This window comes from Rhizobium sp. 16-488-2b, from assembly GCF_017741815.1.
GTDB lineage: Bacteria > Pseudomonadota > Alphaproteobacteria > Rhizobiales > Rhizobiaceae > Rhizobium.
Genome location: NZ_JAGHMF010000012.1, coordinates 69846 through 88411 on the forward strand (window position 1 = coordinate 69846; position 18566 = coordinate 88411).

The 18566-nt window shown below is 62.0% G+C and carries 16 protein-coding genes; 7 read left to right on the plus strand and 9 right to left on the minus strand.

Going from position 1 to position 18566, the window contains the following annotated elements:
* Positions 1 to 89: 89 nt before the first annotated feature.
* From sufD to J5286_RS12385, 5 genes are all read right to left on the minus strand, one after another.
* Positions 90 to 1364, minus strand: coding sequence for a Fe-S cluster assembly protein SufD (gene sufD / locus J5286_RS12365; protein WP_209190576.1), 1275 nt, complete (start codon positions 1362 to 1364; stop codon positions 90 to 92).
* 24 nt (positions 1365 to 1388) lie between these two features.
* On the minus strand, positions 1389 to 2144 hold the full coding sequence (sufC, locus tag J5286_RS12370) for a Fe-S cluster assembly ATPase SufC (protein ID WP_113011318.1): 756 nt from the start codon (positions 2142 to 2144) through the stop codon (positions 1389 to 1391).
* A gap of 45 nt (positions 2145 to 2189) precedes the next feature.
* Positions 2190 to 2531: a GIY-YIG nuclease family protein gene (locus J5286_RS12375; protein ID WP_112536809.1), complete on the minus strand. Its 342-nt coding sequence runs from the start codon at positions 2529 to 2531 to the stop codon at positions 2190 to 2192.
* 447 nt (positions 2532 to 2978) lie between these two features.
* Complete coding sequence (gene sufB / locus J5286_RS12380; RefSeq protein WP_209190577.1) at positions 2979 to 4448, minus strand: Fe-S cluster assembly protein SufB; 1470 nt, start codon at positions 4446 to 4448, stop codon at positions 2979 to 2981.
* A gap of 164 nt (positions 4449 to 4612) precedes the next feature.
* Positions 4613 to 5779, minus strand: coding sequence for a cysteine desulfurase family protein (locus tag J5286_RS12385; protein WP_209190689.1), 1167 nt, complete (start codon positions 5777 to 5779; stop codon positions 4613 to 4615).
* A 204-nt stretch (positions 5780 to 5983) separates the two neighbouring features.
* Between J5286_RS12385 and J5286_RS12390 the strand changes: the two genes are divergently transcribed.
* Positions 5984 to 6661 carry an alpha/beta hydrolase gene (locus J5286_RS12390; RefSeq protein ID WP_018902229.1) on the plus strand — a complete coding sequence of 226 codons (678 nt, stop codon included), beginning with the start codon at positions 5984 to 5986 and terminating at the stop codon, positions 6659 to 6661.
* A 91-nt stretch (positions 6662 to 6752) separates the two neighbouring features.
* Positions 6753 to 6974, plus strand: a complete 222-nt coding sequence (locus J5286_RS12395) for a hypothetical protein (protein WP_209190578.1) — start codon at positions 6753 to 6755, stop codon at positions 6972 to 6974.
* 1 nt (position 6975) lies between these two features.
* On the opposite strand, the gene J5286_RS12400 is transcribed toward J5286_RS12395, so the two are convergent.
* Positions 6976 to 7503 (minus strand): GNAT family N-acetyltransferase, encoded by a 528-nt coding sequence (locus tag J5286_RS12400; protein WP_209190579.1) that lies wholly within the window; start codon positions 7501 to 7503, stop codon positions 6976 to 6978.
* Complete coding sequence (locus J5286_RS12405; RefSeq protein ID WP_209190580.1) at positions 7500 to 8624, minus strand: anhydro-N-acetylmuramic acid kinase; 1125 nt, start codon at positions 8622 to 8624, stop codon at positions 7500 to 7502. The genes J5286_RS12400 and J5286_RS12405 overlap by 4 nt, the downstream gene beginning before the upstream one ends.
* 130 nt (positions 8625 to 8754) lie before the next feature.
* On the opposite strand from J5286_RS12405, the gene tyrS reads away from it, so the two are divergent.
* Positions 8755 to 10011: a tyrosine--tRNA ligase gene (tyrS, locus tag J5286_RS12410; protein ID WP_209190581.1), complete on the plus strand. Its 1257-nt coding sequence runs from the start codon at positions 8755 to 8757 to the stop codon at positions 10009 to 10011.
* 681 nt (positions 10012 to 10692) lie between these two features.
* Here tyrS and J5286_RS12415 read toward each other — a convergent pair.
* Entirely contained in the window at positions 10693 to 14091 is a 3399-nt protein-coding gene (locus J5286_RS12415; protein WP_209190582.1) for a YhdP family protein, read from the minus strand.
* Positions 14092 to 14209: 118 nt separating this feature from the next.
* Here J5286_RS12415 and J5286_RS12420 point away from each other — a divergent pair, with 118 nt between their 5' ends.
* From J5286_RS12420 to J5286_RS12435, 4 genes are all read left to right on the plus strand, one after another.
* The gene (locus tag J5286_RS12420) at positions 14210 to 14683 is read left to right on the plus strand and encodes a peroxiredoxin (protein ID WP_209190583.1); all 474 of its coding nucleotides are present in this window, start codon (positions 14210 to 14212) and stop codon (positions 14681 to 14683) included.
* Between the two features lie 212 nt (positions 14684 to 14895).
* Positions 14896 to 16116 (plus strand): M23 family metallopeptidase, encoded by a 1221-nt coding sequence (locus tag J5286_RS12425; RefSeq protein WP_245205915.1) that lies wholly within the window; start codon positions 14896 to 14898, stop codon positions 16114 to 16116.
* Between the two features lie 98 nt (positions 16117 to 16214).
* Positions 16215 to 17789, plus strand: coding sequence for a DEAD/DEAH box helicase (locus tag J5286_RS12430; protein WP_511458236.1), 1575 nt, complete (start codon positions 16215 to 16217; stop codon positions 17787 to 17789).
* A 4-nt stretch (positions 17790 to 17793) separates the two neighbouring features.
* Positions 17794 to 18213, plus strand: a complete 420-nt coding sequence (locus J5286_RS12435; RefSeq protein ID WP_209190585.1) for an NUDIX domain-containing protein — start codon at positions 17794 to 17796, stop codon at positions 18211 to 18213.
* Positions 18214 to 18238: 25 nt separating this feature from the next.
* Here J5286_RS12435 and J5286_RS12440 read toward each other — a convergent pair whose 3' ends face one another.
* Positions 18239 to 18556, minus strand: a complete 318-nt coding sequence (locus J5286_RS12440; RefSeq protein ID WP_112941599.1) for a TfoX/Sxy family protein — start codon at positions 18554 to 18556, stop codon at positions 18239 to 18241.
* Positions 18557 to 18566: the final 10 nt, after the last annotated feature.

Genomic DNA, 18566 nt, shown 5'->3' on the forward strand with positions numbered 1-18566 from the left:
CGTTCACCATCGCCAACCATCGTCTCCCGTCGCCAACCCTCACCGCCGTCATCCCCGGACAAACCCGAAGGTCACGGCGAAAATTGCCGTTACGCGTGCTTTTCGAGCCAGGCCGAGATCACGCCTTCCAGCGCCTCGACCAGGGCTTCATCTTCCAGTTCCTCGACGATCTCGGCAACGAAGGCGTTGACCAGCATGGCGCGCGCCTTGTTCTCCGGGATGCCACGGGCCATCAGATAATAGAGATGGTTGTGGTCGATATCGGCAACGGTGGCGCCATGGCCGCACTGCACGTCGTCGGCGAAGATCTCGAGTTCCGGCTTCACCGAGAATTCGGCGTCGTCGGACATGAGCAGCGTGTTGCACGCCATCTTCGCATCGGTCTTCTGCGCATCGGGCGCCACCCGGATCATGCCCTGGAACACGCCTTTGGCGCGGTCGAAGACGACGTTGCGGATGATTTCGGTCGAACCCGTATGCGGCACGTTGTGGCCGAGCACCATGGTCACGTCGGTATGCGTCTCGGCACCGAGCAGGTTGATCCCGCGCAGCGTCAGATCGGCACCCTCGCCCGTCACCTTGATGTGCAGTTCCTGGCGCACCAGTTGGCCGCCGGCGTTGATGACGAACAGCTTGAGCTTGGCGTTTGCGCCGAGATCGATGCGGATCTGGCCGAGATGCGTGTCGTCGGCGCCCTGCTGCTGCACGATGATCCAGGTCACTTCGCTGCCTTCACCGACTGTGACGTCGCTGACATGCGAGACCAGTGCCGCATCCGATGCCACCGACAGGTGACGTTCGATCACGGTCGCCTTGACGGCCGAGCCGATGCTGACGGGAAGGCGCGTATGCGTCTGACCGCCGGCATGCACGAACTGGATTTCCAGCGGCTCTTCAAGCACGGTCTCGGCGGGCACGTCGATCACGTAGCCGTCGCGCACGAAGCTGCCGTTGATCCGGCCGACCGCGTCGTCCTTGTCGAGCGCACCGAGGCCATTGGCAGCCGAACCGTTCGACAGCTGCTCTGCATAGCTCGAGAGCACGAGATCGCCGGCGCGCGCCTTGTGATCAGGACGTCCCTGGATCACTGGCAGCACGGCCGAACCCTCGACCAGCGGATCGCGGGCGTCGGAGCCGGCGTCGCCAGCCTGCGCCGGTACGGCGCGCAGCAGCGTCTTCAGGTCCGTGTAGTGCCAGGCCTCGACGCGGCGCGTCGGCAGGCCCGATGTCTTCAGGTCGTCGAGCAGCCGGTCGCGAATGGCGATCACGGCGCCGTCGCCCGGCAGTTCGCCGATCTGGTTGTTGAACGCCTCGATCAGCGCCGCTTCCGCGGCGGTCAGGCGGGTCGTCGTCTGCATGTTCATGCGACCAGTTCCTTTCCGCCTAGATCAGGCCGCCGCTCCGATGATGTCGGCATAACCGTTGGCTTCCAGATCATGCGCCAGCGTCTTGTCGCCGCTCTTGATGATCTGGCCCTTGTAGAGAACGTGAACGGTATCCGGCACGATGTAGTCGAGCAGGCGCTGGTAGTGGGTGATGACGATGGTGGCGCGATCGGGAGAGCGCAGCGCGTTGACGCCATCAGCGACGATCTTCAGCGCGTCGATGTCGAGGCCGCTGTCGGTTTCGTCGAGGATGCAAAGCTGCGGCTCCAAGAGCGCCATCTGCAGGATCTCGGCGCGCTTCTTCTCGCCGCCGGAGAAGCCGACGTTGAGAGGACGCTTCAGCATATCGGTGTTGATCTGCAGCTTTGCGGCCGCATCCTTCACGAGGCGCATGAAATCAGGCGTCTTCAGCTCTTCCTCGCCACGCGCCTTGCGCTGCTCGTTCATCGCGACCTTCAGGAACTGCATGGTGGCGACGCCGGGGATCTCGACCGGATACTGGAACGCCAGGAAGATGCCCTTGGAGGCGCGCTCTGCCGGATCGAGTTCGAGAATGCTCTCGCCGTTATAGAGAATCTCGCCCTCGGTGACTTCGTAATCGTCGCGGCCGGACAGGATGTAGGACAGCGTCGACTTGCCGGAGCCGTTCGGCCCCATGATCGCAGCCACTTCGCCGGCCTTCACGGTGAGGTTCAGCCCCTTGATGATCTCGGTGCCGTCTTCGGCGATGCGGGCGTGCAGGTTCTTGATTTCAAGCATTGTGTTCTTCCTGTTCATGCAGCGGTTTCAAGGACCGCCGGGCACTCAATTGTAATCCGACCACTGTTCCGTTTGCGGATGAGGCCGATAGGCATTCTCGATGTCATCGATCCGCTCGTAGAGGTCGGCCCAGGTCGGGTTCAAGCTCTCTACCAGCTTGACTTTCCATTCACGCAGATACCGTTTCAAGGACTTCTCCCGCTGTATCGCCAACACGATGTTCGGATGGCGCTCAAACCAGACAAGATTCTTCGCTCGATACTTCCGCGTAAACCCTTCATGCACTTCGTTGCGGTGCTCCCAGCTGCGATCATGCAGATCACTGGTGACACCGGTGTAGATCACCCCGCGCGGCTTATCGGACATCATGTAGACAAAGCCACTCATCCTTACGCCCCTTGCGGTCGGTCTCGTTTTTCTCCGTCATCCTCGGGCTTGTCCCGAGGATCTAAGCACGTCTCCAATCGCCGCAACGGTCACGGACAAATCCACTACCGTCGAATTCCCGGTTGGTGGCAGCAGATCCTCGGGACAAGCCCGAGGATGACGCCGAGTGTGATGCGACCTCGCCGTCACACAAACCGTCAGACTGGAGACGCCATTACAGCAAGGCTACATCCGCCAACGCCAGCCATCGTCACCCGTCACCAACCTTCACCACCGTCATCCTCGGGCTTGTCCCGAGGATCTAAGCACGTCTCCACTTGTCGCAACGGTCATGGACAAGACCACCACCGTCGAATTCCTAGCCGGCCGCAGCAGATCCTCGGGACAAGCCCGAGGATGACGCCGCGCGTGAGGCGAGTTCGCCGTCACACAGTGCCGGCAACCACATCACCCCACAGATCCCTCAAGCGAGATGCTGATGAGCTTCTGCGCTTCGACGGCGAATTCCATCGGCAGTTCCTGCAGGACCTCCTTGACGAAGCCGTTGACGATCAGGGCGATCGCCTCTTCTTCGGGAATGCCGCGCTGCAGGCAGTAGAACTTCTGGTCCTCGGAAATCTTCGAGGTGGTGGCCTCATGTTCGAACTGCGCGGTCGAGTTCTTCGCCTCGATGTAGGGCACCGTGTGGGCGCCGCACTTGTCGCCGATCAAAAGCGAATCGCACTGCGTGAAGTTGCGGGCGTTCGATGCCTTGCGGTGAGCCGAGACCTGGCCGCGATAGGTGTTCTGCGACACGCCGGCGGCAATGCCCTTGGAGACGATGCGGCTCGACGTGTTCTTGCCGAGATGGATCATCTTGGTGCCCGAATCGATCTGCTGATGGCCGTTCGACACGGCAATCGAGTAGAACTCGCCCCTGGAATCATCGCCGCGCAGAATGCAGGACGGGTACTTCCAGGTGATCGCCGAGCCGGTTTCGACCTGCGTCCACGAGATCTTCGAACGCGCGCCACGGCAATCGCCACGCTTGGTCACGAAGTTGTAGATGCCGCCCTTGCCCTGCGCATCGCCGGGATACCAGTTCTGGACCGTCGAATACTTGATCTCGGCATCATCGAGAGCGACGAGTTCGACCACGGCCGCATGCAGCTGGTTTTCATCGCGCTGTGGCGCGGTGCAGCCTTCGAGATAGGAGACGTAGGCGCCCTCTTCGGCGATGATCAGCGTGCGCTCGAACTGGCCGGTGTTCTTCTCGTTGATGCGGAAGTAGGTGGACAGCTCCATCGGGCAGCGAACGCCCTTCGGAATAAACACGAAGGATCCGTCGGTGAACACGGCGGAATTCAGCGTCGCATAGTAGTTGTCGGAGGTCGGAACGACCGAGCCGAGATACTTGCGCACGATCTCAGGATGCTCGCGGATGGCTTCGGAGATCGACATGAAGATCACGCCGGCCTTCTTCAGCTCTTCCTTGAAGGTGGTGACGACCGAAACGCTGTCGAAAACCGCGTCGACGGCGATTTTCGGCCGTTCGACGCCGGCCAGAATTTCCTGTTCCTTCAGTGGAATACCGAGCTTCTCATAGACCTTGAGAATCTCCGGATCGACCTCGTCCAGCGACTTCGGGCCCGGCGTCGACTTCGGCGCGGCGTAGTAGTGAATATCGTTGAAATCGATCTTCGGATAATCGACGCGAGCCCAGTTCGGCTCTTCCAGCGTCAGCCAGCGCTTGTAGGCTTCCAGACGCCACTCGAGCATCCATTCCGGCTCCTGCTTCTTGGCAGAGATGAAACGGATGATATCCTCGGACAGGCCCTTGGGTGCCTTGTCCATTTCGATGATCGTCTCGAAACCGTATTTGTACTGATCGACGTCAATCTCGCGGACGCGATCGACCGTTTCCTGGACGGCGGGCATATCGTTCTCCAATCTCGCCGGAGAAAAGGTCCGGCAGCTTGTCGTTCGGGCAATTTTTGTTGCCCCTTATGTAAGTGGCCAAAGGGGACTTTTCAGCCCGAATGGCAAGTGGAAATTTGCGTTTTCGCAAATTTATCAGGCGGTCGTGACGCTTTATCAGGCAATCACGCCGCCTCGCCCGCCGGCTTGCGCCGCGCGGCTATCTTCGTGAATGTCGCGACGGCCTTGGCGATATCCTCGTCCGTCGTGGAAAAACCGAGCGACATCCTGAGAGCGCCGAGCTTGGGATCACGCCCCATCGCCACCAGAACGTGGCTCTCGCCGACCTTGCCGGACGAGCAGGCAGCGCCCGCAGACAGCGCCACACCTTCGAGATCGAAGGCGATCTGCCCGGTCTCGGCCTTCAGCCCCGGCAGGGTGAAGAAGGTGGTGTTGGAAACACGTTGTTGATCCGCGCCGTAGATGACGACATCGGGTGCCGCCTTCAGCATTCCGCCTTCCAGCTGCTCGCGCAGAGCGGAGATGCGGGCATTGCGCTCGTCAAACTCCCGCACAGCCACCTCGGCAGCCGCACCGAAGCCGATGAAAGCAAGCGAATTCTCGGTCCCCGAGCGGTGACCCTTTTCCTGCCCGCCGCCGTGGATGAGCGCCCGCGGCATCAGCACTTCGCCGCGCGACACCAGCGCACCGGCGCCCTTAGGGCCGCCGATCTTGTGCGAGGAGATAATGATGAAATCAGCGCCGAGCGCATTGATATCAAGCGCGATCCGCCCTGCCGCCTGCACGGCATCGACCACGAGCAGGCCGCCATGCGCTTGCACGATCTTGGCAACTTCGGCGACCGGCTGCACCACACCCGTCTCGTTATTGACGAGCATGACGGCGACCATCGGCAGGCCGGTCGATTTGTCGTGGCAGGCCAGAAGGCTCTGCAGGTGATCGAGATCGACGACACCGTCAGCGGTCACCGCGATCTCGCTCGTGCGGTCTTTTCCGAAGCGTCCGCCTTCGCGGATCGCCGGATGCTCGATCGCCGAATGATAGAGATGGCCGATCGCCATCGGCGTGCGACCCATGCGGAAGTCCGGCGTCAGCACCATGTTGGCAGCCTCGGTGGCGCCGCTGGTAAAGACGACATGGGCGGGATCGGCGCCGACCAAGGCCGCCACCTGACGGCGGGCGCCTTCGATCGCGGCGCGCACCGCGCGTCCCTCGCCATGGACCGAACTCGGATTGCCGAACATATCCAGCGCCCGCAGAACCGCGTCGCGCGCTGCAGGATGCAGCGGTGCCGTCGCGTTCCAATCGAGATAGAGCCGGGCCGGCGCCATGATCTTTTCGTCCTGCACTTGGTTCTTGCGCGGCAAGCCGGTGCATTTTCCTTGAAAAGTCAGCCGGGCTTGCCTTATGACACATCCAACACTGCGTGGATTGCCATGCAAGTTTCGAATTGTTCTAAACTGCGTTTTAGAAAAGCTGACAACGTCCGTCAAGTCTGCGCAGCGCGAACGCGAGAAATAAAAGCCGGAGTACCGATGCCCGAAGTCATTTTCAACGGCCCCGCAGGCCGCCTTGAAGGCCGCTACCAGCCCTCCAAGGAAAAGAGCGCGCCGATTGCCCTCATCCTGCACCCGCACCCGCAGTTCGGCGGCACGATGAACAACCAGATCGTCTACCAGCTCTTCTACATGTTCCAGAAGCGCGGGTTCACGACGTTGCGCTTCAACTTCCGAGGTATCGGCCGCAGCCAGGGCGAATTCGACCATGGCGCCGGCGAACTCTCGGACGCGGCCTCCGCGCTCGACTGGGTGCAGAGCCTGCATCCTGATTCGAAGACCTGTTGGGTCGCCGGCTATTCCTTCGGCTCGTGGATCGGCATGCAGCTTCTGATGCGCCGCCCGGAGATCGAAGGCTTCATGTCGATCGCGCCGCAGCCGAATACTTACGACTTCTCCTTCCTCGCCCCCTGCCCGTCCTCCGGCCTGATCATCAACGGCGACGCCGACAAGGTGGCACCGGAGAAGGACGTCAATGGCCTCGTCGAGAAGCTGAAGACCCAGAAGGGTATCCTCATCACCCACCGCACGGTGCCGGGCGCCAACCACTTCTTCAACGGCCAGGTCGAAACGCTGATGGGCGAATGCGAGGACTACCTCGACCGCCGCCTCAACGGCGAACTGGTGCCGGAACCCGCCGCCAAGCGCATCCGCTAACGATGCGGATCGTTGTCGATACGAATGTGCTCGTCAGCGCTTGTATCGGCAACGGCCATAGCCTCAGCGTCGTTTTCGAAGAGCGAAATTCATGACGATGCTGAGTTTTCCGGTTTCCAAGGACGTCGAGAAGAAAGTCGCCGACATCGCGGCCGAGAGCGGCAGAACCGTCGAGGATCTGCTGAGCGACATGACCGCGCGGATGGTGCGGGACTTCGAAGCCCGCCAGACGTTCGAAGCGATGTCGGAACGCGGACGCGGTGAAGTCGACCAGGCGCTGGACTTGCTGCGCAAGCCCGACGCCAACGGCTGACCTAGGCTTGGCGCATCTCGGCGGTCAACTCGAACGTCGGGCACGACATGTTATCGATGATCATCGGCATGCGGTCCCGCATGCCGATTTTCGTTAGAACGCGCTGCGACGCGACATTGTCGGGATGCGTGAATGCGATGAACTGGTCAGCGAATCTCTTGTCGAAAAACCAGTCCGCCAACCCCTTCCCCAATTCCGTCGCGTAGCCCTTGCCCCACTCCTCGTGGCGAAGCGAATAGCCGAGTTCGAATTCGCCGCGATCTCCGCCATAGCGGGAAAAGCCGGCGCGGCCGATGAAGCGGCCGTCGCCGAGGCTGGTCACCTTGTATTTGGTCACCCCATCGCGGGCCTGCTCCGCAAAGAAGCTCATGAAGCGCTCTTGTACCTTGGCAGCGTTCCAAGGAGCGGCACCCGAGAGATAGCGGGTGGTCTCGATCGTCGAATGCAGCAGTTGCAGCAGATGGACATCATATTGCCCCCACATGGACAAGACGAGTCGTGGCGTCTTCAGGATAACATCATCGGTCATGGCTTCCTCGCAATCACACCGCCGGTCACCGCCGCCGAAACGCCGGTTGTCCCTGGAAACGTCAGTGGCAGTCCGTTGACGGAGCGCACCGCCAGATAAGCCCAGGCCTCCGCCTCCATGGCGCCGCCGTCGAAGCCCGCCATCTCCGCCGAGACGACCCGGGCACCCTTTGCCGCGGCCAAGTCGGCGAACTCGGCCATGATCACGGGATTGAGCCGCCCGCCGCCGCAGACGACATAGGTCTTGGGCGGTTGCGGCAGGTGACCGGCGAGCTTGACGATCGAGGCGGCGGTCACATGCGCCAGCGTCCTTGCGCCGTCCTCCAGCGACACCTCGCCCTTCTCCGGCGGCTGGAAATCGCCGCGATCGAGCGAGCGCCTGATATTGCCGAAAAAGAACGGGCTCGACAGATAGCGGCGCGCCAGATCCGGCACCACCGCCCCGCGGCTGGCCGTCTCGCCGTTGCGGTCGTAGGCCCGGCCGGTATGCGCCTCGACCCACTGGTCGATCAGCATGTTTCCCGGCCCGCTGTCGAAGGCCGAGAGCACGCCGTCGGCGCCGACATAGGTGAGGTTGGAAATACCGCCGATATTGACGAAGACAACGGGCGCCGCGAAACCATCAGGCAAGTTGGCCGAGAGGGCCGCGTGATAAACAGGAATCAGCGGCGCGCCCTGCCCGCCATGCACCATGTCGTTGGCGCGCATGTCGTAGACGACATCGATGCCGGTCTCGGACGCGAGCAGCGGGCCGTCGCCGATCTGCACGGTGACACCGGCGTCCGGCCGATGCAGCACGGTCTGCCCGTGAAAGCCGATGAGGTCGATATCATCAGGCTTGAGATTATGGCGCGCCAGGAAGGATTTGATCACGGCGGCATGGCAAAGCGTCAGCACGCGTTCGGCGTCGGCAAGATCGCCCGGCCTGTCACCGCGCTCGACCACCGCCTTGGCCGTCTGCAATGCCAGCTTCCAGCGGCTACGCAGATCGTCGTCATAGGGCACGTAGAGGCTCGGGCCAAGGCGGATGATGTTTTCGCCGTCGGTCTCAAGCAGCGCCGCGTCGATCCCGTCCATCGAGGTGCCGCTCATCAGGCCGATCGCTGTCAGGATTTTCCCCATTGTCCCTCGATAATCTACAAATAAACGAGCCAATCAACCAAATGGTGACTGTGCGAGAAAACAGTGCTAAACGCGCCGCGTTGCTTCAACAATAGCCAATCCGAAAATCCTGATCCGAAAGCAAAAGGTCATGACCGAGTTCAAATCCGATTTCCTCCGCACGCTGAAAGAGCGTGGCTTCATTCATCAGATCTCCGATGAATCCGGCCTCGACGCCCTGCTCGCCAAGGAAACCGTGACCGCATATATCGGCTATGACCCGACCGCATCGAGCCTGCATGTCGGCCACCTCACCCAGATCATGATGCTGCACTGGTTCCAGCAGACGGGCCATCGCCCGATCTCGCTGATGGGCGGCGGCACCGGCATGGTCGGCGACCCCTCCTTCAAGGACGAGGCCCGCAAGCTGATGACGGTCGACACGATCGAGGAGAACATCGCCTCGATCAAGAGCTGCTTTGCCAACTACCTCGACTACGACAAGACGGGCAATCCGGCGCTGATGATCAACAACGCCGAGTGGCTGCGCTCGCTGAACTATCTCGAATTCCTGCGCGATGTCGGCCGCCATTTCTCGGTCAACCGCATGCTCTCCTTCGACAGCGTCAAGACGCGTCTCGACCGCGAGCACTCGCTGTCCTTCCTCGAATTCAACTACATGATCCTGCAGGCCTACGACTTCGTCGAGCTCGCCAAGCGCTACGATTGCCGGCTGCAGATGGGCGGCTCCGATCAGTGGGGCAACATCATCAACGGCATCGACCTTGGTCACCGCATGGGGACCGAGCAGCTCTACGCGCTGACCTCGCCGCTCTTGACCACCTCGTCCGGCGCCAAGATGGGCAAGTCCGCTTCCGGCGCGGTGTGGCTCAACGCCGACCTGCTGCCGGTCTATGACTTCTGGCAATACTGGCGCAACACCGAAGACGCCGACGTTCCACGCTTCCTGAAGCTGTTCACCACGCTGCCAATGGACGAGATCGCGCGTCTCTCCGCGCTTGCCGGCTCGGAGCTCAACGAGGTCAAGAAGATCCTGGCGACCGAGGTCACCACGATCCTGCACGGCCGCACTGCTGCCGAACAGGCAGCCGAGACCGCCCGCAAGACCTTCGAGGAAGGCGCGCTTTCCGACAACCTCCCCTCGATCGACGTGCCCGCGGCCGAACTCGACGCCGGCATCGGCCTCCTCGCCCTCATCGTCCGCGCCGGCCTCGCCACCTCCAACGGCGAAGCCCGCCGCCACGTCCAGGGTGGCGCGGTGCGCATCAACGACCAGGCCGTCAGCGACGAACGCAAGCTCATCGGCGGCGGTGAAGTGACCGCCGACGGCGTGATCAAGCTGTCGCTCGGCAAGAAGAAACACATCCTGATCCGCCCGGCTGCGTAAGGGCGGTAGGTTCAGAAATTTACAGAGGCCGGCGTGGAAACGTCGGCCTTTTTGCTGTGCAGGGTGGCGGCTAGGTCCATCGACGTCGCGTTCCTAGCGACGTGCTTAGATCCTCGGGACGAGTTGGAGGAGGACGTCGAGGAGGAGGAAATGCTTGCATCCTCAAAGCGTTAGCGACGGCATCGATCCATCGCCGCGTCATCCTCGGCCTTGTGCCGAGGATCTAAGCACGGTTCCACTTGCTCGACGTGAGTGGACACTTGGCGCGAGTTTCCAACGGTTGGATTATGTCCGAAACACGGCTGGACCCGCACCGCCGGGGCCATCACCGTCGCATTCCAGGCAACGTGTTTAGATCCTCGGGACGAGCCCGAGGATGACGTCGAGAGTGGGAAACGCCTGCATCCTCAAAGTGTTAGCAACCGGCATCCGTCCATCGCCTCGTCATCCTCGGGCTCGTCCCGAGGATCTAAGCACGGCCCCACTTGCTCAACGTGAGTGGACACTTGGCGCGCGCTTCCAACGATCGGCGGCAGCTGGACCCTCATCGCAAGTACCACCACCGTCGCATTCCGGGCTACGTGCTTAGATCCTCGGGACGAGCCCGAGGATGACGTCGAAAGTGAGGAAACGCCGTTTCTTCAATGAGTTAGCAACAGACACCTCCGACGCCCGCGCGCCTCACTGAAACTCGAAAATATTCCGGAACACCCCGGGCGCGATGATCGATAGCGGGTTGATCGTGAGGTTCGGCGCATCGAGCTTACCCGTCAGCTTGAAGGTGATGCCGATCAGGCCGCGGTCGGTGCCGTTGCCTAGGATGATGCCGATGATCGGGAGCTCGGCGAACAGACGGTTCAGACCATAGGCCGGCATGAACGTGCCGTTCATGTCCATGTTGCCGCGAACGTCGCGCAGCGTGCCCTGGAACACCGCACCGACCTGGTCGCCGCGCACCACGCCATTCTCGATGCTGACGACACCATTTCTTGAAAAGATACGGGCGAAGCCGCGCTGGAAGCGCTGGGCCGAGGTGTCGATGTCGCGCTTGACGGCAGCGTTCAGGCTGCGTTGCTCCTGGCCGACGGGCGTCGAGACGATCGAATGCAGGCGCTGCTCGTTGACGATCGAGAAGCGGCGCACGTCGACCGATCCGTCCCAGTCGTCGCCGGCGCCGAGCCGGATCGAAAGGTTGAGCAGGCCGCCGCGCATATGCTGGTAGAGGTCGGCGAAGCGCGAGACCGCGCCGGCATCGCCGCTAGTGATGTTGATGACACCGTTGCCTTGCGTCTGCGCCACGACGGCCTCGCCGCTGCCGGTGACGCCGGAGAGGTTGAGAGACTGAATGCGGCTGCCCTGCGCGGCATAAGTCAGCTGCACATTCTGCAGCTTCTCGTCGTTGAAGCCGACGACGCTGTCGAGCTTGGCCTTGAGCGAAATGCTGCCGTCGTTCTTCGACCCACCGTCACCCTTGTCGCCGCTGCCTGATTTGATCCGCGCCAGAACCGGCCGCACATCGGCGCTGCTGCCGGAGACCGAGACGTCCATGCCGCCCTTGACGCGGCGAAGCGAGATCGCGAAATTGTCGAGCGACGACAGTTTCACGCTGTCGAAATCGGCCTTCTGCAGATTGCCCTTGCTGAGCGTCAGCGCGCCGGTCGCGCCAAATCCGTCGCCTTTCAGCACGAAATTCTTGATCTGCAGATTGTCGTCGGGACCGGAAATCTCGAAATCGGCGGTGGCGCCGATGCCGCTTCCCTTGGACCAGCCGATCCAGGGCAGATCGAGCCGCGCCTTGCCGAGATCGAGCGAGACCGATTGGCGATCCTTGTCGATGCGATTGAGCTCGACGCTGATCGGCCCATCGATGATATCCGACAGTCCCGGCAGGATCTTCTCGCGCTGATCGTTGCTGAGCGTCGCCGTCACGTTTTGCTGCGGCTGGGTGTCGGAGGACTTGTCGGTCGGCTCCACCAGCTTGACCGTCGCCGGCACGCCGTCGATATCGCCCTTGCCGTCGAGGACCACCTGCTTCGGATCGGCAGTCAGCACGCCGTCGAGATTGGTGATCTTGCGCCCCGATATCGCCTTGGCGACGTCGAGGTCCTGCAGTTGCAACGTCGCCTTCCATTCGACGGGCGGCGGGTTCTGCGAGGCGATAAGGCCGATACGGGCCTGCACCGAAGCGGTCACGTTGCCCTTCAGGTCTTCGGGCACGAAACCCGCCCGCTGCAGCACCTGGATCGGCTTGAAGGTCAGCAATTCGCCGATCGCGTCGGCCGCACCCGAGATCGGCAGGTTGAGCTCGGCCATCAGCGGCTTTTCATAGGTCGACGGCAGGATGAAGGTGCCCTCGCCGACATCGACCGATCTCCCCGATGGGAAGAACGACTTGCCTCGTTTGATCAAGATCGTCGCCTTCGGTCCGACAAGATCGAAATGAGCATCCGTGTCCCGGATCGGCGGGATGTCACCGGTCACGTTCAGGCGTGTATCGGCGATGTCGAACGAAATCTGAATCTGGTTCTCGTCCAGCTTCAACCCCTTGCCCACCGCCTCTTCCAGCCGGCCGAACGGGATGAAGACGTTGATGGACGCATTGGTGACGGTACCGCCATACAGATTGCGCTCCACCCACTCGCGACCCTTCGACGCCATCCAGAAGGGCCAGAGCTGCTTCACCGCCGTGGTCTGCAGCTGCTGCGACTGGCCGGAGAAGCTGATCTCGGGCGATTTGTCGCCGAAACGGACGCGTAGCGAACCGTAGAGCGAGCCGGCTGGGCTGGACACCGCCATATTGGCGAATTGCAGCTCGCGGGTCGCGGCAGTATAGCGCCCCGTCGCCTTGATATCGAAGGCGAGCGGCTGTTCGCCCGATGTGACAGGCGCTGCCGTGCCGCCGCTGATCAGGAGATCGACGCCGAACCCCTTTTCGGCCCCCGCGTCGATCTTGTCGAGGTCGATCAGCGCGCCGTTGAAGGGCACGGTCGTCGGCCCAAACTGCAGTTGCGAGCGCGCGATCTCCAGCGACTGCTTGGTAAAATCATAGGCGAGATTGATGCGTCCGCCCGTTAGCGGCTGCTCGTCGCCGTCCATGTAGAACTTGCCCGGCTGCAGATTGACCGCTGCGACAAGTGACGGCTTGGACGCATCACCGCCACGCACGGCCGAAATCATCGTATCGGCCAGTCCGTCGACTCCCTGCCTGATCTCGCCGATCGCGTTGCGCTTCAGCGTAAACGGTGCGAGGTCGGCGCCGGCAAGCTCACCCGTGAGCCGTGACGTACGACCATCTGTCTTTTCGGTTCCAAGGTGCAGCGTCGTCACGCGGCCGTTGATCGCGACCTCGCCATCGAGCTGCAGCGCGCGATCAGCATTTCTCGAGAACACCAGGCTGTTGACGACGATGGACAGCGGTCCGTTGGCCGTATCCGCCAGCTTGATGTTGAGACCCTCAAGCTTGATCGACTTGGTGCCGCCGCGATCGACGAAGCCGTCGAGAACATCCAGCTGCTCGAAGGCCGTCTCCATCGCCGCCGGGATCTGGTCGATCCTGAGATTATCAAGCTTGACCGGATCGCCGGAGGGCAGAAGCGCGGTGTCGAGCGCGATATCCTGCGCTTCCACCTGCGCGATCGCGATGCGTCCGCGGAAAAGCTGCAGCGGATCGAGCGCCATGCGCATCGCGCCTGTGGTCGACATGTGCTGGCCGCTCTTCTCGTCGATCAGGTTGACGTCGCGCGCCTCAAGCGCCAGCCGCATGTTGGAGGTGAAGCGAATGACGGTGGAGCCGACCTCGGCCCGGTAGCGTGGCCCGATCGCCGAATTCAGCGCCGATTGCGCCTGCCGCGACAAGGGTTCGTCGAAGATACCGCTTTCGACCGTGAAAATGATGGCGGCGATGATGAAGATCAGCACACCGATGCAGCCGCCGGCAAGGCTCGCGGTGCGGCGCATGCGCGAGCGCATGGGCGGGCAATGCACGATCAGCGGATCTTCCGTCCGCGCCGAGGGGAGATCGTGCAGCGCGACGATATCTTTCTTGCGGAATCTAACCTTCTCGCCGCGGATCGCCGACATGCGCCTCGCCTGTCTCCCTGTTCTGTGATTGGACCAGACTGGCTGGACGGCGATTTGTCCAATATATATCTGGCAAATCACCTCTTATCCACAAACCCGGCAAAAGAAAGGTTTCCCCATGGCGGAACTCAGCATCGGCTCCAGCGCGCCCGACTTCGATCTCCCGCGCGATGGCGGCGGACGCGTGAAGCTGACGGATTTCCGCGGCAAGGCATTGGTTATTTTCTTTTATCCGAAGGACGACACGTCAGGCTGCACGACCGAATCGATCGCCTTCACCTCCCTTGCCGACGAGTTCGAAAAGGCCGGCGCCGCCGTCATCGGCATGTCGCCGGATTCGGCTGCCTGCCATGATCGCTTCATCAAGAAGCACAAGCTCGGCGTGACGCTCGCGGCCGACGAGGAGAAGACCACGCTGGAGGCCTATGGCGTCTGGAAACAGAAGAGCATGTATGGCCGCAGCTACATGGGCGTTGAGCGCACGACATTCCTGATCCGGCCGGATGGCACGATCGCCACGATCTGGCAGAAGGTGAAGGTCGCGGGCCACGCCGAAGCCGTGCTGACGGCGGTCCAGAATCTCGCCTCCTGAGTGTGGCGAGAGTAAACTCCAAAAATTCGCCCATGCGTTGAATAAGGCCAAATCTAAGGCTTTGTTAACCTTAACAGTGTGTAATCGACCCAATTGAGGCAGGTCCGTCAGTTGGGAGATTCTCCGTGGCGCACACACAGCAGAACGGCGTATTCGGCAAGCAAAAACAGGAGCATATCCTGATCCTTGCCAGCGGCGATCGGGTTCGTCACCTGACCGTCAAGCCGTGGATGGCGGCAATCGCGTTCTGCTTCGTGGGCGTTTTCGCCATCGGCTACCTGCTCGCAACCTCCTATCTGGTGCTGCGTGACGATCTGATTGGCGCAACCATGGCGCGCCAGGCGCGCATGCAGCATGACTACGAGGATCGCATCGCGGCACTGCGCGCCCAGGTCGATCGCGTCACCTCCCGCCAGCTGCTCGATCAGCAGGTCGTGGAAGACAAGGTCGACAAGCTGATGGAACAGCAGCAGGCGCTGACCTCGCGCCGCGGCAAGCTCGGCCAGCTACTTGACCGCGCCGAAAGTTCCGGCCTCGACGCCAAGACCGAAACGCCCGCCTCCGCCTATGCGCCCGAGACCAAAGGCAAGCGCGCCGAATTGCCCGCCGCCATGCAGGCGATCGAACGGCAGCTCGCGGGTGACGCAACGCCGGCCGACGTGACGCCTGACAACTCGACGCTCTCCTACGTTCCCGCCCGCGAAACCATGGGCGACCGCGCCGACCGCGTCTTCTCCAAGGTGACACTCTCGCTCAAAGGGATCGAGCAGCGCCAGCGCGACCGCGTCAGCCAGCTGACGACGGATGCGACCGATGCTTCGGCTGCGATTTCCAACGTGCTGACCCGCTTCCAGATCCGCGTCCCCTCGGAAACGGCAAGCGTCAAGCCGGACGCGGACAGCGCCGTTGGCGGTCCCTATGTCGAGCCCGAGAGCGGCGACGACTTCGACAATTCGCTGGCACAGCTCGACACCGCCCTCACCCGGCTCGAAACCGTGCGCAACACTGCCTCGTCGCTTCCCTTCCAGAACCCCGCCATCGGCAAGGAAATCACCAGCCCCTTTGGCAACCGCCGCGATCCATTCCTCGGTCGGCTGGCGCTGCATTCCGGCGTCGATTTCCGCTTCGCACCCGGCGAAAAGGTCCGCCCGACCGCGCCCGGCAAGGTGGTCACGGCCGGCTGGACCGGCGGTTATGGCAACATGGTCGAGATCGACCACGGCAATGGCATCTCTACCCGCTACGGCCACATGTCCGAAGTTCTGGTCAAGGTCGGTGACACTGTTGGCCGTGAGGATACGATCGGTCTCGCCGGCAGCACGGGCCGCTCCACGGGCACGCATCTGCATTACGAAGTGCGCCAGAATGGCCGCGCCGTGGACCCGATCTACTTCATCAGCGCCGGCACGAAACTCGCCAGCTATATAAACTGAACGATCCCGCTAACGGTGGTTTTACCTCAACAACCCTGAGACCGCGCCGGTTCCTTGACTTCTCAACCGTTTCAGCCTATGTGGCGCTGCATTGCGGCATGCAATCCCGCCGACTCAAGCCTGAGCCTGGCCGAACCGGAACGGAAACAGTTTTCCCTTTGACGACATTTGCTGATCTTGGCTTGAGCCAAAAAGTGCTTTCCGCTGTCACCGACGCGGGCTACACGGTGCCAACACCTATTCAGGCTGGCGCGATTCCGTTTGCGCTTCAGCGCCGCGACATTTGCGGCATCGCACAGACGGGCACCGGCAAGACCGCTTCCTTCGTTCTGCCGATGCTGTCGCTGCTCGAAAAGGGCCGCGCCCGCGCTCGCATGCCGCGCACGCTGATCCTCGAGCCGACCCGCGAACTCGCCGCCCAGGTGGCTGAGAACTTCGAGAAGTACGGCAAGAACCACCGCCTCAACGTCGCGCTTCTGATCGGCGGCGTTTCGTTCGAAGAGCAGGATCGCAAGCTCGAGCGTGGCGCCGACGTCCTCATCTGCACCCCCGGCCGCCTGCTTGACCATTTCGAGCGCGGTAAGCTCCTGATGAGCGGCGTCGAGATCTTCGTCATCGACGAAGCCGACCGCATGCTCGACATGGGCTTCATTCCCGATATCGAACGCATCGCCAAGATGATCCCGTTCACCCGCCAGACGCTGTTCTTCTCGGCGACCATGCCGCCGGAGATCCAGAAGCTGGCAGATCGCTTCCTTCAGAACCCGGAACGCGTCGAAGTCGCCAAGCCGGCTTCCGCTTCCAAGACCATCACGCAGCGATTCGTCGCCGCCCATGGCAAGGATTACGAAAAGCGTTCGACGCTCCGTGATCTCATCCGCGCCCAGGAAGAGCTGAAGAACGCCATCATCTTCTGCAACCGCAAGAAGGACGTTGCCGATCTGTTCCGCTCGCTGGAACGTCACGGCTTCTCCGTCGGCGCGCTGCATGGCGACATGGACCAGCGTTCGCGCACGACCATGCTGCAGAATTTCCGCGACGGCCAGCTCCAGCTTCTGGTGGCATCCGACGTCGCGGCCCGTGGTCTGGATATCCCCGATGTCAGCCACGTCTTCAATTTCGATGTGCCCATCCATGCGGATGACTACGTGCATCGCATCGGCCGTACCGGCCGCGCAGGCCGTGCAGGCTCTGCTTTCACCATCGTCACCAGCCGCGACCAGAAGTTCACCGACGCGATCGAAAAGCTGATCGGTGAGAAGATCGAATGGCACAATGGCGACCTCTCGTCGTTGCCGCCGGCCGAGCCGAGCCGTGACGACGATCGCTCGCGCCGCAAGGGCGGCCGTGAGCGGGATAAGGACCGTGGCCGCGGCAGAAATCGTTCGGGTCATAAATCTGATATCGCCGCCGAGGATAATGGCGTCGAGACGATCGAAACAGCAGCCGCACCGGTACAAGCCGCACCAGCAAGGGTCGAAAGCGTGAAGCAAGAGCGCAAAGCAGAAAACAACAGGCAGAACAACAACGCGCGCGACCGCCGCCCTTATCCGGCTAACGATGACAATCGCGACCGCCGCCGCTACCGCGACCACGATGACGGCCCGACTCCAGTTGGCTTCGGCGACGACATCCCCGCCTTCATGCTGATCACGGCAAACGCCAAGATTTGACAGGATGGGTAGCCCCGGCATTGATTTTCCGGGTCTCGGCGTAGGATTGGTTATCCTGCGCCACAAAAAGATCCTCCTCTACAAGCGCGTCAAGGCGCCTGAAGCCGGCCACTGGAGCATCGTGGGCGGCAAGGTGGATCATATGGAGCCGGCCGAACAGGCGGCGAAACGCGAGGCCGAGGAAGAAAGCGGCCTTGAAATCGGCCGCGTCAGCCTTCTCGGCCAGACCGAGGTGATCAGCGACGCCGACCGCCAGCACTGGATCTCGCTTCTCTATATCGCCGAAGACTATGCCGGCGAACCTGCTTTGACCGAGCCCGACAAGCTGTCGGATTTCGGCTGGTTTTCGCGCAACGATCTGCCGCAACCGCTCTCCGCTTTCGCTGCGGCCGCCATTGGCCATCTCGGCCCGGAACAGTTCTAGAATTGAAGTTTCAAAGCGCGGCCGATCACTCCGCCCGCATCGCCGCCTCGTAAGCCAGCCGCACCCATCCCGCCATCAGATCCGGATCGTCATAGGCGTCGTCGGGGATCGACCAGTACGGCATCTTCACCGGCTTGCCGGTCTTTCCCTCATAGGTCCACTGGCTGGCGCCGGCTTCGGCGAAGGCGGGCGAACTGACGTCATCGGCCTTCAAAAGCATGTCGCCGCGAAACTCGAGCGCGATGATCCGGCCGAGATGATAGATCCCCTTGCCGCCGAACATGCGCTTGATGGTGACGGGGCCAAGCCCCTGGAACATCTCTTCGATTTCGGCCGCGTCCATGATCGTGCCC